At 34.6% G+C, this 13,412-nt stretch carries 16 protein-coding genes; 14 read left to right on the plus strand and 2 right to left on the minus strand.

Annotated features, from left to right (window positions below):
- Positions 1-28 precede the first annotated feature (28 nt).
- The 6 genes from coxB to MHI02_RS09385 all read left to right on the plus strand — a co-directional run bounded on the left by coxB (position 29) and on the right by MHI02_RS09385 (position 5,508).
- Complete coding sequence (gene coxB / locus MHI02_RS09360; RefSeq protein WP_047186395.1) at positions 29-1,090, plus strand: cytochrome c oxidase subunit II; 1,062 nt, start codon at positions 29-31, stop codon at positions 1,088-1,090.
- An 11-nt stretch (positions 1,091-1,101) separates the two neighbouring features.
- On the plus strand, positions 1,102-2,988 hold the full coding sequence (ctaD, locus tag MHI02_RS09365; protein WP_379565852.1) for a cytochrome c oxidase subunit I: 1,887 nt from the start codon (positions 1,102-1,104) through the stop codon (positions 2,986-2,988).
- A gap of 1 nt (position 2,989) precedes the next feature.
- Complete coding sequence (locus MHI02_RS09370) at positions 2,990-3,607, plus strand: cytochrome (ubi)quinol oxidase subunit III (RefSeq protein WP_150874277.1); 618 nt, start codon at positions 2,990-2,992, stop codon at positions 3,605-3,607.
- 3 nt (positions 3,608-3,610) lie between these two features.
- Complete coding sequence (gene ctaF / locus MHI02_RS09375; protein ID WP_047186392.1) at positions 3,611-3,928, plus strand: cytochrome c oxidase subunit IVB; 318 nt, start codon at positions 3,611-3,613, stop codon at positions 3,926-3,928.
- A 178-nt stretch (positions 3,929-4,106) separates the two neighbouring features.
- Positions 4,107-5,018: a cytochrome c oxidase assembly factor CtaG gene (gene ctaG, locus MHI02_RS09380; protein WP_047186391.1), complete on the plus strand. Its 912-nt coding sequence runs from the start codon at positions 4,107-4,109 to the stop codon at positions 5,016-5,018.
- A 34-nt stretch (positions 5,019-5,052) separates the two neighbouring features.
- The gene (locus MHI02_RS09385; RefSeq protein WP_047186390.1) at positions 5,053-5,508 is read left to right on the plus strand and encodes a DUF420 domain-containing protein; all 456 of its coding nucleotides are present in this window, start codon (positions 5,053-5,055) and stop codon (positions 5,506-5,508) included.
- Positions 5,509-5,610: 102 nt separating this feature from the next.
- Here the strand turns inward: MHI02_RS09385 and MHI02_RS09390 are convergent, their stop codons facing one another.
- Complete coding sequence (locus tag MHI02_RS09390; protein ID WP_145542883.1) at positions 5,611-5,979, minus strand: YugN family protein; 369 nt, start codon at positions 5,977-5,979, stop codon at positions 5,611-5,613.
- 319 nt (positions 5,980-6,298) lie between these two features.
- Between MHI02_RS09390 and MHI02_RS09395 the strand changes: the two genes are divergently transcribed.
- From MHI02_RS09395 to coaD, 7 genes are all read left to right on the plus strand, one after another.
- A complete protein-coding gene (locus tag MHI02_RS09395) occupies positions 6,299-7,348 on the plus strand; it encodes a CAP domain-containing protein (RefSeq protein WP_341165856.1) in 1,050 nt (349 codons plus the stop codon).
- Between the two features lie 78 nt (positions 7,349-7,426).
- Positions 7,427-7,843: a YlbD family protein gene (gene ylbD, locus MHI02_RS09400; RefSeq protein WP_257457521.1), complete on the plus strand. Its 417-nt coding sequence runs from the start codon at positions 7,427-7,429 to the stop codon at positions 7,841-7,843.
- A 14-nt stretch (positions 7,844-7,857) separates the two neighbouring features.
- Positions 7,858-8,091: a YlbE-like family protein gene (locus tag MHI02_RS09405; RefSeq protein ID WP_047186386.1), complete on the plus strand. Its 234-nt coding sequence runs from the start codon at positions 7,858-7,860 to the stop codon at positions 8,089-8,091.
- Positions 8,092-8,163: 72 nt separating this feature from the next.
- The gene (locus MHI02_RS09410) at positions 8,164-8,595 is read left to right on the plus strand and encodes a YlbF family regulator (protein ID WP_341165857.1); all 432 of its coding nucleotides are present in this window, start codon (positions 8,164-8,166) and stop codon (positions 8,593-8,595) included.
- Between the two features lie 244 nt (positions 8,596-8,839).
- A complete protein-coding gene (locus MHI02_RS09415; RefSeq protein WP_047186419.1) occupies positions 8,840-9,115 on the plus strand; it encodes a YlbG family protein in 276 nt (91 codons plus the stop codon).
- A gap of 354 nt (positions 9,116-9,469) precedes the next feature.
- The gene (rsmD, locus tag MHI02_RS09420; RefSeq protein ID WP_257457520.1) at positions 9,470-10,033 is read left to right on the plus strand and encodes a 16S rRNA (guanine(966)-N(2))-methyltransferase RsmD; all 564 of its coding nucleotides are present in this window, start codon (positions 9,470-9,472) and stop codon (positions 10,031-10,033) included.
- A gap of 25 nt (positions 10,034-10,058) precedes the next feature.
- The gene (gene coaD / locus MHI02_RS09425) at positions 10,059-10,544 is read left to right on the plus strand and encodes a pantetheine-phosphate adenylyltransferase (RefSeq protein WP_047186383.1); all 486 of its coding nucleotides are present in this window, start codon (positions 10,059-10,061) and stop codon (positions 10,542-10,544) included.
- Between the two features lie 17 nt (positions 10,545-10,561).
- On the opposite strand, the gene ylbJ is transcribed toward coaD, so the two are convergent.
- Positions 10,562-11,776 (minus strand): sporulation integral membrane protein YlbJ, encoded by a 1,215-nt coding sequence (gene ylbJ, locus MHI02_RS09430; protein ID WP_047186382.1) that lies wholly within the window; start codon positions 11,774-11,776, stop codon positions 10,562-10,564.
- A gap of 592 nt (positions 11,777-12,368) precedes the next feature.
- Between ylbJ and MHI02_RS09435 the strand changes: the two genes are divergently transcribed.
- A complete protein-coding gene (locus MHI02_RS09435) occupies positions 12,369-13,385 on the plus strand; it encodes a SepM family pheromone-processing serine protease (RefSeq protein WP_047186381.1) in 1,017 nt (338 codons plus the stop codon).
- Positions 13,386-13,412 lie beyond the last annotated feature (27 nt).

A 13,412-nucleotide genomic window follows, 5' to 3' on the forward strand; every position in this document is an offset into this window, starting at 1 on the left:
ACATAAGGAGAAAGAGAGGTATGAATACATGAGTCATTGGATGGGAAAATTGAAAACTTTACTAATGTTAAGTTTTACAGCAATTGTTTTATCAGCATGTGGTAAAGAAAACTTAACAGCTCTAGATCCAAAAGGATATGGAGCAGAAAAATCAATGGATATCATGATTCTTTCTATCGTTATCATGACTGCGGTATTTATAATTGTAGCAATTATTTTTACGATAGCTGTAGTTAGATTCCGCGAAAAGAAAGGGAGAGAAGATTATATCCCTAAACAAGTAGAGGGAAATCACACTTTAGAGATTGTCTGGACTGCAATACCGATTGTTTTAGTATTTGTATTAGCTATTCCAACAATTATCACTATTTTTGATTTAGCCGATACTGCAGAAGCTGAGAGTTCTATAAAGGTTGAAGTTACAGGTAATCAATACTGGTGGCATTTTGATTACAAAGGTGAAGAAATTCAAACAAGTCAGGACTTATATGTTCCAGTTGGGAAAAAAGTATACCTAGATATTCAATCATCTGATGTTATCCATTCATTCTGGGTACCAACTATTTCTGGGAAAATGGATGCTAACCCTGAGAACGTAAACACAATGTTTATAGAAGCATATGAAGAAGGGGTATATTGGGGTAAATGTGCGGAGCTTTGTGGCCCATCACACTCATTGATGGACTTTAAAGTTGTTGCAGTTAGCCAAGATGAATTTGATCAATGGGTTGAAGATATGAAGAATGTGAATCCAGAAGAAAAGCCACAAGATGCGGTTGCATCCGAAGGACAGGGTTTATTTGAAGCTAATAATTGTATGGCTTGTCATGCAATCGGTTCTTCACCAGTAGCAGTTGGTCCGAATTTAACTAACTACGCAAACCGTACTGCAGTTGCAGGTATTTTAGAACCTACAAAAGAAAACTTAGTAGACTGGATTATGGATCCTGAGTCAATTAAACCAGGAAATAAAATGACTGGTAATTACCCTGAAGTTTCAAGAGATGAAGCTGAAAAAATTGCTGAATACTTAATGCAATTAGACCATTCAGATGTGAATCCTGAAAGTGCAGGCGGAATTATTGACTAAAGTTATTTGGGATGAAAGACATACAAAGGGAGGTTAATGTTTTGAGTATAGCATCTACTCAGAAAAAGGGCTTCGGTGCTATTTTATGGGACTATTTAACAACAGTTGACCATAAAAAAATCGGTAATATGTATCTAGCGGCGGGTGCATTCTTTTTCCTGCTCGGAGGTATTGAAGCTCTAATTATACGGATTCAACTAATTAAACCAGAAAATGATTTTATTAGTGCAGGTTTATACAATGAAATGATTACAATGCATGGTACAACTATGATTTTCTTTGCGGCCATGCCTATGTTATTAGGTTTTATGAATGGTGTTATGCCACTTCAAATTGGGGCGCGAGATGTTGCGTTTCCATTCTTGAATTCACTAGGTTTTTGGTTATTCTTACTTGGTGGTATTTTAATGAACCTAAGTTGGTTCTTTGGTGGTGCACCTGATGCTGGTTGGACTGGATATGCTCCATTGTCTACTTCCTCACCAGGTCACGGTTTAGACTATTATGTTATGGGTCTGCAATTATCTGGTGCCGGTACATTAATGGGGGGAATTAACTTCCTTGTTACTATTGTTACTATGCGTGGACCGGGAATGACATACATGCGGATGCCGCTATTTACTTGGACTACTTTTGTAGCTAGTATTCTTATCCTATTTGCGTTTCCAGCATTAACTGTAGGTTTATTTTTACTTCAGTTTGACCGCATGTTTGGATCAGCATTCTTTGATGTTGCACTTGGTGGTAACTCTGTTATTTGGCAACACTTATTCTGGATTTTTGGGCACCCAGAAGTTTATATTTTGATTCTACCGGCTTTCGGTATCTTTAGTGAAATCATTCCGACATTCTCTAAGAAACGTTTATTTGGATATTCATCAATGGTATTTGCGACATTCTTAATCGCGTTTCTAGGATTTATGGTTTGGGCTCACCACATGTTTACAGTAGGTCTTGGTCCTGTAGCAAACTCTATTTTTGCGGTAGGTACAATGGCGATTGCAGTACCCACTGGTATTAAGATTTTTAACTGGCTTGCAACCATGTGGGGTGGAAGTATTAAAATTAATTCAGCAATGTTATGGGCATTAGGATTTATTCCGTCATTTACTATTGGTGGGATGACTGGGGTAATGCTAGGTGCTTCGACTGCTGACTTCCAATACCATGATACCTATTTCGTTATTGCCCATTTCCACTATGTTATCGTAGGTGGGGTAGTATTCGGTATTTTAGCAGGTTTACATTATTGGTGGCCAAAATTTTTCGGTAAAGTGCTTAATGAAACTATGGGTAAGATTGCATTTTGGTTATTCTTTATTGGTTTCCATTTAACTTTCTTTATTCAACATTTCCTAGGATTAATGGGTATGCCTCGTCGTTATTGGGTGTTCCTAGAAAACCAAGGATTGGATACAGGAAACCTTATCAGTACAATTGGTGCATTCTTTATGGCTGCTGGTTCAATAGTATTTATTATTAATATTATTTACACAACAGCTAAAGGAGAAAAAGCTGCTAATGACCCATGGGGTACAGGTCGTACATTAGAGTGGGCTATTTCATCTCCAGCACCAGAATATAATTTTAAACAATTACCATTAGTTCGTGGTTTAGATCCTTACTGGATTGAAAAAATGGATGGAAATACGAAAATGACTCCAGCTGAACCTCTTGATGACATTCACATGCCTAATGGTTCTATTTTGCCGGTAGTCATTTCAATCGGATTCTTTATAGCTTCCTTTGGATTTATCTATCAAGTCGATAATAAATCTTGGCTAATTGTTCTATTTGCAGGTATGGTAATTGCAATAGGCTCTATGCTAATAAGATCTTTGAAAGATGATCACGGTCATCATATTCATAAAGAAGATCTAGAAAAGGAGGCAGATTAAGATGAGTCACGATCATTCCTTGAGTCCAGAAATTCATGATCCAGCTAAGGCTACTCATGAGGGGAAACATAAGTATCTTGGATTATGGTTTTTCCTTGGTGGTGAAACAGTTCTTTTTGCTAGTTTCTTTGCAACCTATTTGGCGTTAAGAAACTCAACTGCTGGTGGACCTTCTTCCCAAGAACTATTTGGTTTAGAACTTGTATTTGTTATGACTATTCTCTTGTTAACAAGTTCTTTAACTAGTGTATATGCTATATATCATATGAAAAACCATGATTTCAAAAAGATGCAATTATGGTTTGGAATTACTGCATTACTTGGTCTAGGATTCTTAGGTTTTGAAATTTATGAGTTTACACACTATATTACTGATTATGGTTTTACATTCCGCTCTTCAGCATTCGGATCAGCGTTCTATACATTAGTTGGATTCCACGGTGGCCACGTAGTATTTGGTCTTAGCTGGTTAACAGCACTAATGGTTCGAAATGCAAAAAGAGGGTTAAGTCTTTACAACGCTCCAAAATACAACACGTTCGCTATCTATTGGCACTTTATTGATGTTGTTTGGGTATTTATCTTTACAGTTGTATACTTGATGGGGATGGTGAGTTAATTTATGACAGGTGCAAATATCAATAAAATTAATTCCTTCAAAAAGCAAAAGCAAAAAGAAGAAATGAAACATCAAGTAATAACTTTCGCGTTAATGATTATCTTTACTTTAGTTGCTTTTATTGCAGTCGGAGCAGGAATGAATAAGACATATGTAATACCACTTATTTTGATCTTAGCTCTAGTACAAGTTGGATTCCAATTTTATTATTTCATGCATATGAAAGATAAAGGTCATGAAGTAATTTCTTCCTTGATTTATGGTGGTATTTGGATTGCGGCTGTAACAGTTCTTACCTTTACTACAATTATTTGGTGGTAAAAACCTATATAAAAAGATCGGGATAGTGTTCCCGATCTTTTTATTATCTTTAAATAACTTTTAAGTTAAATTCAAATCATTTTTTATGTTATTTGTTTGTATTTCTTCACAAATTTAATAGGTTTATATGAAATGGATACTGTATAATGAAGATAAAACCCTTATGGAGTGAATGCTTATGTGGTTAGAACTGCAGATATTTGGTTTCAGAGCGCTATGGAGTCCCTATTTAATGTTATTTCTTATCAGCCTTGCCTTAATCTATTATTTCGTTACTGGACCATATCATGAGAGATTTGGGGGGGATACTAAACCTACAACAAGTCAGCAATTTTCTTTTTATTTAGGTTTAGTATTGATATATATTACAAAAGGCTCGCCCATCGATTTATTATCGCATATCATGTTATTAACACATATGATACAAATGGCTGTATTCATCATATTTGTTCCTATTTTGATTATTAAAGGTTTACCAACATGGATTTGGAAAAAAGTTTATGAAGCGAATATAATTGGTAATATAATTCGATTCTTAACAAGACCTATTATCTCTATGTTATTTTTTAATGGTCTCTTTAGTATCTATCATATTCCAATTGTATTTAATTTTTCTAAATCAACACCAGTTGCCCATACGCTGATTCATTTAATTCTATTTTTTGCAGCGTTTATCATGTGGTTACCATTATTAAACCCTGTTAAAAAATATGACCATTTAAAACCATTACTTAAAATAGGGTATATCTTTGCGAATAGTGTATTAATCACTCCTGCTTGTGCGTTAATTATTTTTGCGTCATCCCCATTATATGCAGCATATTCGAGTGAAGGCGCTTGGTTAACAGCATTAAGCTTATGTGTTCCGACAGATGTGTTAAATGGTATTTCTTCCTCATTATCTGGACCAGAGATGTTTTCACCATTAAGCACTATGATTGATCAACAATTTGGTGGAATTATTATGAAAGTTATTCAGGAAATTGTATATGGTTCTGTTTTAGTTAGTATACTCTTAAATTGGTTTAAATCTGAAGGAACTAAAATTGATCCATTACCAAGTAACAACTCTAGTATAGAAACACATTAAGCAAATATATTCTATGAGAGGAGATTAGAGAAATATGCCTTTTTTACCAACGATAAGTACGTTTTTTATTGTATTAAGTGCGATTTTTATGGCTTTTGGTTGGAACTTTATTGCTAAAGGGAAAGAGAAAGCACATAAAAAAACGATGATTGCAGCTTCAATTAGTGCGTTATTATTTTTTATTATTTATATGTCTCGAACGATTTTTTTGGGAAATACCTCATTCGGAGGGCCTAAAGATTTAGAAATATATTATACCATCTTTTTAATTTTCCATATTATATTAGCAACGACTGGAGCAGTTTTTGGGATTATTACTTTGACACTTGCTTTTAAGCGAAATATCACGAAACATAGAAAGATTGGACCATATACTGCTATTATTTGGTTCGCAACGGCTATTACAGGAGTAATGGTTTATCTATTTCTATATGTTTTTTGGGGTGTTGGAGAAACTACAAATCTGTTTAGAGCAATTTGGGGATTTTAGAGCAGGCTCTGGAGCTGGTAGATGATTTAAAAAGCTAAATTATATATTTTCTTACTTACATAGAAAAAGGTGAGAACTTTGTTTAAGTTCTCACCTTTTCTATTAATCCTTTTTGTAAGGTTCTAAATCCGAAGCTACTTTAGTAAGCAGTGTGTTTGCACGCTCTACAATGTCAGAGGGGAAGTTTTCTTCTTCTCCATATTCGATACCATGTGGGTAATAATGTTTACCTAATAGTGGAGTAAGCAATTTAATTACAGCGTTTCCACTATCGACATCTCCTTCTAGTGCATAACCTTGAATACGAATATAGTATGTAATATTCTTTTCTTTTGAACCAATTTTGTAATCATACGTTACACGTTCATAATCCCATTGACCAGCGCGAATAAAGGCATTTTTACCTGTAAGATGATCTAAAGGTTTTAAATCTACAACCATATCATCAATACCAGTATTTTCAATTCTCATTTTATTCACCTCCATATAGTCCTCATTAACTTATAATAGTACGAAAACGCTTAAGATGCAATTGATAATATTTTTAATAATGGAATATTGATATAAAGAAGACTTCCATCAGTGGTTTTGCTTCATTCCTCACTAGACGGTTAGTCGCACTTTACGGGCAGTTAGTAACCATCTACCTTCTTTGTTTCCCTAGAAGCTTGAGATGGGTTAAATGGAAGAGGATTATAGTAAAAATGATAGAGAAAAAGAATGAATCACCTCCAATGAACATAGAATGAATTATAAATTCTCATTTGGTAAGAGAAGAGGGGGACATCCAGTGCGGGTTTTCAAAGGAATACTTATCATTTCTATTTTAGCATTTATCATGATTTTTTTTATGAACTCCTATGAAACTTCCTGTCAAACAATTGAAAAAGTAAGTGATCATTCTAGTAAAATGATAAAACTTCAATCAAAGTCAAAGACAGATAGTGATTTTAATAAAAGTATGCTTGGCTGGATAGGACTCTCAAAAAGTGAATTATTAAATGAGTTTGGAGAGCCCGAACGCAAAGATCCAAGTGCCTATGGTTATGATTGGTGGGTCTATCAAAATGGTTATTCAGAGTATCTTCAATTTGGAATATTAAACGAAGAAATTATTTCGGTTTATATAATAGGTGATCAAATGGAATATGATTCTATATCTATTGGGGAAGCGTATAAAGAGTTGTCTGATAAACACGGCTTTTCAAATGAAGTGGAATACAGCGACTCGAAATCTTCCTATTTATTTCGTTTGACGAAAGAGGATTTAGAAACAAGCCCATTAGTAAAACTATCAGATGATACGTTTATGCAATTATATTTTGATACATTTACTAAAAAGTTGTCATCTATAAGGATTATGAAAGCGGATGTGTTATTAATGCATCAACCATACGAAATTGTTTATCGTGGGAGTCTACCTGAAGCCCCTAAATTAAATGACCAAGAATGGGAAAAGGTTGAAAACGGAATGGAAAAACAAGTATTTGATATAACAAATGTGATGAGAGTAAGGCAAGGTAGTAAACCATTAAAATGGGAAAATACAGTTAGAAAAGTAGCATATGATCATAGCAAAGATATGGCGGAAAATAATTATTTCTCACATTTTGGATTAGATGGTGAAGGGTTAAAGGAAAGATTAGCAGAAAAAGAGGTATTTTATTTATCTGCAGCTGAAAATATTGCGGCACAATATACAGATGCTCCGGCAGCGATGGAAGGTTGGCTGAACAGTGAAGGACATCGTGAAGCATTGTTAAGTGAGGACTATACGCATATTGGGGTTGGGGTATATCGTTTATATTATACGCAGAATTTCCTAGCGCAAGCTTCATAGTTAGTTTTTATTTTCGCACAGATAAGGGAACAAAGCATAATTTATATAGTATAAAAGACTATGCGGAGGTGTGAAATTATGGAGAAGGAAGAACCTAAATTGCATCCATCTGTCGCTTCATTTAAAAGCTTTATTAATGATAAACCTTTACTACTCAAAGAGATAAGAAAAAGCGGCAGGTCATGGCAAGAATATTATGAAAAGTGGGTTTTACTAGGAGAAGAAGACCCCTTCTGGCAACAGTATGAAGAAGAACAGGATACAGATAACAGTTCAAAAAGTAAGGATTCAAAAGATAAGTCGGAGTCGAAAAACTTTGAATTAATGAACCAAATAATGAAGCTAACTGAGAATATTGACATGAATAAAATACAAGGACAGGTAGCGAATCTAAGTAAAACAATTGGAGCAGTCCAGGAATTAGTGGACCAATTTCAACAAACGAAAAAACAACCACCGCAAAAATCCCGGCCTTTTAACTGGTTTCAAGATTAAGGAGGGATAATAATATGGATCCAACTCTTTATCAATATCTCTCTAATAGGGATGATTTACTTCATTTTAGAAGGCATAATCCAATTTGGTACCGTTATTTAATGAGGGATCCCAATTGCTTAGATGAAATGGAAAAAGAAGCAAAAAAGTTTTACGGAAAAACATTTCCTCAACGCATTGAAAAAATCGGAAATAATGTTCAAATGATCAATATGCTTGCACAATTTGCTGGCTTAATGAAGGATTAAAGGTCGGTAGAAAATTTCGAATATGTTTTCAGACGGATAAATAAATGATAAAATAATTCTGGAGGTGTTTGGATGATAGCAACTTTGGAATATGTAGAGATTCTAGATCATTCCGAAAAAATCGGAAAGATGGTACTAGATTCTGAAGTGATGGAGGATTATAAGAAATCACGAGTTGCTCTTGATGAAGACCAAGAAGCGCAAGCGCTAATTAAGGCTTTTAACGATATGAAAATCCATTACGACGATATTCAACGGTTTGGAAGATACCATCCAGATTATAATGAAATAATGAAAAAAGTTAGATCCACAAAACGTAAAATGGATATGAACGATAAAGTTGCCAAGTTTAAAATTGCCGAACGCAACCTACAAAAATTACTAGATGAAATAAGTCAATTTGTTGCGCAAAGTGTTAGTGCACAAATCAAAGCACCACAAGATGGCGCTGCATTAACAGACAGTGGTTGTGGGCATGGTGGAGCATGTGGGTGTAGCTTATAAATTATATAGAATTAGCCTTCAGTTATACTGAAGGTTCGTTATTTATCTCACGTAAACGGGCAAGTAAGACTCCCACCACAAGCCTTCTGAGGAACAAAGAAGGTGGTTGGGAGTCAACTGTGCTCGTAAAGGTCGATAAGTGCAGACTAACCATCAGTGGGGATGAAGGAAATCCCCGCTGATGGAAGTCTTCTTTATTATTTTTTTATACATAATCATAATATTATTTAGTGAGGATCAGAACATGAGGATTAATCGACAAGGTTTAATTGTTTGGTTTCAGCATATGAAAAATTTAAAACAAATTAAAAGACACGGTAATTTAATTTACGCTTCAAAAAAATTAAAATATGCGGTTATTTATGTTGATCAAGCAGATATCGAATATGTTGAAACAAAATTATCAAAACTACCCTTTATATCAAAGGTAGAAAGATCTTATAAGCCATTTGTTCGAACCGATTATGAAAATGCTAAACCTGATAAAGCAAAACAATACGATTACAAGATGGGAATATAGTTTAATAAAAGAGGCTGGGCGTAACAGCTTAAAGTGGTCTTTTTGAAGAAAAGATTAAAAAGCTATATTTCTGCTAAAAAATAAACCTGCAGAAACTCTATGTTCTGCAGGTTCCCTTTGTTTTTCAATGAAAAACAAATAGGCAAAGGGAGAGGAGAAACCGGAGGAAGAACTTATGGGGAAGTTTAAGTCTTCTCCGTGTTTGAAACAACCAATTATTAGTTGTATCAGTATGTATTATGTACATATGAGTTTTATATTATACATGATAAATATAATTTGTTAATTGTTTTCAGGGTGCTATTTTTATGGTAGGATTAAAACGAATAGTTACTAGGTTGTTCTAATAGAGGTGTGTACAACATGAGAGTTGTTGCTGGGAATTATAAAGGAAGGCAGTTAAAAGCTGTTCCAGGTAAATCTACAAGACCAACTACAGACAAGGTAAAAGAAGCTGTTTTTCAAATACTAGGACCCTTTTTTGATGGGGGAAGTGTGTTAGATTTATTTGCGGGAAGTGGATCATTAGGGATAGAGGCTTTAAGTAGAGGGATGACAAAAGGAATTTTTGTAGACAAGCATCCTAAAGCAATACATACAATAAAAGAAAATATTAAGTTATTAAAGTTAGATGATATGGTAGAAATTTACCGTACAGATGCATTTAGAGCGTTGAAAGCAGCGGCAAAAAGAGAATTGGTATTTGATTTAGTCTTATTAGATCCTCCCTATGGAAAAATGGATTATGTGAAATTAATAAACCAGCTATTGGAATACAATTTAATAAATGATAATGGTATTATTTATTGTGAACATGAATGGAATGAAAATTTTTCAGATATAGATTCTTCTTTAGAGATGATAAAACAAGATAATTTTGGTGGAACAATTGGAATAACTATCTATAAAAAAAGATGAAGTAAAAATAATAGGGGGTTATATGATGGGGAAGTTAGCAATTTGTCCGGGGAGTTTTGATCCGATTACTAATGGTCATTTGGACATTATTGAAAGAGCTTCAGGGATTTTTGACCAAGTAATTGTTGCAGTATTTAATAACGAAGCAAAGTCACCGTTGTTTTCGGTTCAAGAGAGAATGGATTTAATAAAAGAGTCAACCAGTTATCTACCTAATATTTCTGTCGATTCTTCTAGTCATCTCTTAATGGATTATGCAAAAGAAAAAAATGCAGATGTTGTAATTAGAGGGCTACGAGCGGTAAGTGATTTCGAATATGAAATGCAAATTACATCAATGAACAGAAAGTTAAATCCAGAGGTAGAAACTTTATTTGTGATGACAAATAATCAATACTCCTTCTTAAGTTCCAGCATGGTTAAGGAAATCGCAAAATACCATGGGGATATTTCGGGTTTGATACCTGAAGTTGTACAATCGGCACTTAGAGAAAAATTCAAAAAGGGATGAAAGGATGTTGTGTTCATTTACGCAACATCCTTTTTTGCGCTCCTTTTGAATATGATTAATACTGCAATACCTAAGAATACCAATGTAATAAAGGGACCGGTGTCTTGTATTGTATTATAAACCGTAACCCATACATTATCCGATGCGGCCCCTGATACAGGCATATCTTTCATCTCTACAACTTGTCTATCAAGATAAAGTGGTTTATACAGAATGATAGCAAGTAGACTAGCGATAGTACCGTGGAGAATACGAGCGAAAAAATATGGTGAGAAACTAATATCTGTTTTTGCTAAAATACTAGCTACTTGCGCTTGTATGGAAAATCCGTTAAATCCTAGAATAAAACTGATTAAAATAGCTTGTTGAAATATAGAATCCGTTGTTATTTTAGAAATCATATCAGCACCGATAGTTATTTCAAATAAACCAGATAGAAGGGGTAATCCATAGTCTACCGGTAAAGCAACAATACTTAGTAAACTACCTAAAATACTCGCAATGACGGATGAAACTCCAACAAGAAAAAGAATCTTAATAAGGACAGAGAATAATACGATAAAACCACCGACCATAACTAAGGTTTTAATGGAATTTAAAACCGCATCCCCTAAGATTTCTCCGAATGGACGCTTGTCCCTTACCCTTGTTCTATGCATTTCTCTAAACGCCCTTTTAAGCGATACGGCTTGTTTCTTATCACTTGTGTGATGTTTATCATTTCTTTTGTAAAAACGCATGATAAATCCAACTATGGCATTACCGAAATAGTGACATGTTGCTAATAATATACCTAACTTTGGATCGTGAAAAAAACCAACAGAGAGAGCACCGAAAATAAATAATGGGCTTGAATTATTCGTAAATGACACAAGTCGTTCTGCTTCCACTTTACTAATTTGGTTTTCTTCTCTTAAGCGTGCTGCTATTTTAGCACCTGTTGGATAACCACTTGCCATTCCCATCATCCAACCAAAACTTCCTACTCCTGGAATGTTGAAAAGAGGGCGCATAATGGGTTCAAATAATACACCAACAAATTTTACAACACCGAATGAAATAAGTAATTCTGCAGCAATAAAAAATGGCAAAAGAGAAGGAAAAACCACTTCCCACCACAGATTTAGACCACGGATACTAGCTTCTAAAGCGGGGTCGGGAAATCTGATTAATGAAAAGGTTATAAAAACTGTTATTCCAGAAAATAATAAAGTTTTAAAGATTGATTTCAAGTATAATCCCCCTAGTTACTTTCCCTTTTGTTGACGGATGGGAAAGTATAAAACTTACTTCCTTAGACGGGAAAGATTTTTATACTTTCCTACCTTCTAAAAATGCATAAGCGCAACTTCCACTTTTCTGTACATAAGGATTGGACAGTAGTAGAATAATTCTAAATGAAAATCTTAAAGAGGTTGTTCAAAAAGTCCGTTGAAAAGGACACTTCGTTTCTAATGAGCTTCGACTAAGTTCCGTCACGCCCTTGAAAAAGAAAACCACTTTTTCTGCGTGGAGTCACAGGACAGGACGTTGCGATTTTAGTCGAACTTGGTCCTTTTCATCTTTCTCTTTGAACACGCACTTAAAGTTTTGAGGTATTAAATTTTAATTTTGTACAAGTCTATACCAATATACGCACATACCTGCCATATTTATGCCATACACTTTTATAAAGAGATTAATTAGGAGATAAAAAAATATAATCTTTTATCGTTAGCATAAGTACAACTAAGGTACTTTTAAGTCTAATCGTGAGTGCCAGGTTTACTGAATAAAAGCAGGTATATATACTTGTGATACGAATGGAAGGGGACAGCCGTTAGAATGAATTTTTCTAGAAAAAATGTTATTAGTTTCATCCTCGTTATTTTAATAGCTTATTTTTTGGCTTCTTATAAACTGCCTTACTATATTCAAAGGCCAGGTGGGGCGGATGCCTTAAACCCAATCGTTAAAGTCGAGGATGGTTATGAAAGTGAAGGGGACATGCATCTGGTTACTGTTAGTGGTCTTCAGGCTACTCCTATTCAATATGTACTTGCTAAAATAATGCCAAATACTGAAATTCTTCCATTAGATCAGGTCTTTCCAGAAGGGATTTCACAAAAAGAATATATGGAAGCCCAGTTACAAGTGATGGAGAGTTCACAAGAAGCGGCTACAGTAGTTGCTTATACTGCATCTGGAAGTGATATTACGATAGAATACAATGGAGTGTATGTTGTTTCTGTTGTAGAAGGAATGCCGGCGGATGGGGTTCTGCAAATGGGAGATCGTATTATCGGAATAGATAATAAGCCAATTAAGGAGGCAAACGATTTAATTCATTATGTAGAGCAAAAAAAGGAGAATGATGTAGTATCTATAAAATTTGTTCGAGATGATAAAACGTTGACGAAAGACATAACCTTAAAGAATTTTGATCAATTGGATGATAAAGTAGGGGTAGGAATTAGTTTGGTTACAGACCGAAACGTAACAGTAGACCCTGATGTGCACTTTGCTAGTGGAAACATCGGTGGCCCTAGTGCAGGATTAATGTTTTCTTTGGAAATTTACGACCAACTTACGGAAAAAGATTTAACAAAAGGATATCAGATTGCTGGAACCGGAGAAATTGACTATGATGGAAATGTCCATCGAATAGGCGGAATTGATAAGAAAATTGTTGCAGCGGATAGAGAAGGGATTGACATCTTCTTTGCTCCAAATGAACATGGAGCAAAGTATTCTAATTATGAAATTGCTAAGAAAAAAGCAGAAGAAATTGGAACAGATATGAAAATTATTCCAGTTGACACATTCGACGACGCTTTATCTTATCTAGAGAAATTAAAATAAAAAGTAGGCTAACTTTTTGCAGTTAGC

This window comes from Oceanobacillus sp. FSL K6-0118, assembly GCF_038006665.1.
GTDB lineage: Bacteria > Bacillota > Bacilli > Bacillales > Amphibacillaceae > Oceanobacillus > Oceanobacillus caeni.

Excerpts from the sequence above, each read along its gene's own strand:
- coaD (WP_047186383.1), top strand. The coding sequence starts at position 10,059 with ATGGGGAAGTTAGCAATTTGTCCGGGGAGTTTTGATCCGATTACTAAT.
- MHI02_RS09410 (WP_341165857.1), top strand. The coding sequence starts at position 8,164 with ATGATAGCAACTTTGGAATATGTAGAGATTCTAGATCATTCCGAAAAA.
- coxB (WP_047186395.1), top strand. The coding sequence starts at position 29 with ATGAGTCATTGGATGGGAAAATTGAAAACTTTACTAATGTTAAGTTTT.
- ctaF (WP_047186392.1), top strand. The coding sequence starts at position 3,611 with ATGACAGGTGCAAATATCAATAAAATTAATTCCTTCAAAAAGCAAAAG.
- MHI02_RS09435 (WP_047186381.1), top strand. The coding sequence starts at position 12,369 with ATGAATTTTTCTAGAAAAAATGTTATTAGTTTCATCCTCGTTATTTTA.
- MHI02_RS09405 (WP_047186386.1), top strand. The coding sequence starts at position 7,858 with ATGGATCCAACTCTTTATCAATATCTCTCTAATAGGGATGATTTACTT.
- ctaG (WP_047186391.1), top strand. The coding sequence starts at position 4,107 with ATGTGGTTAGAACTGCAGATATTTGGTTTCAGAGCGCTATGGAGTCCC.
- ylbD (WP_257457521.1), top strand. The coding sequence starts at position 7,427 with ATGGAGAAGGAAGAACCTAAATTGCATCCATCTGTCGCTTCATTTAAA.
- MHI02_RS09370 (WP_150874277.1), top strand. The coding sequence starts at position 2,990 with ATGAGTCACGATCATTCCTTGAGTCCAGAAATTCATGATCCAGCTAAG.
- ctaD (WP_379565852.1), top strand. The coding sequence starts at position 1,102 with ATGAAAGACATACAAAGGGAGGTTAATGTTTTGAGTATAGCATCTACT.
- MHI02_RS09385 (WP_047186390.1), top strand. The coding sequence starts at position 5,053 with ATGCCTTTTTTACCAACGATAAGTACGTTTTTTATTGTATTAAGTGCG.
- MHI02_RS09390 (WP_145542883.1), bottom strand. The coding sequence starts at position 5,979 with ATGAGAATTGAAAATACTGGTATTGATGATATGGTTGTAGATTTAAAA.
- MHI02_RS09415 (WP_047186419.1), top strand. The coding sequence starts at position 8,840 with ATGAGGATTAATCGACAAGGTTTAATTGTTTGGTTTCAGCATATGAAA.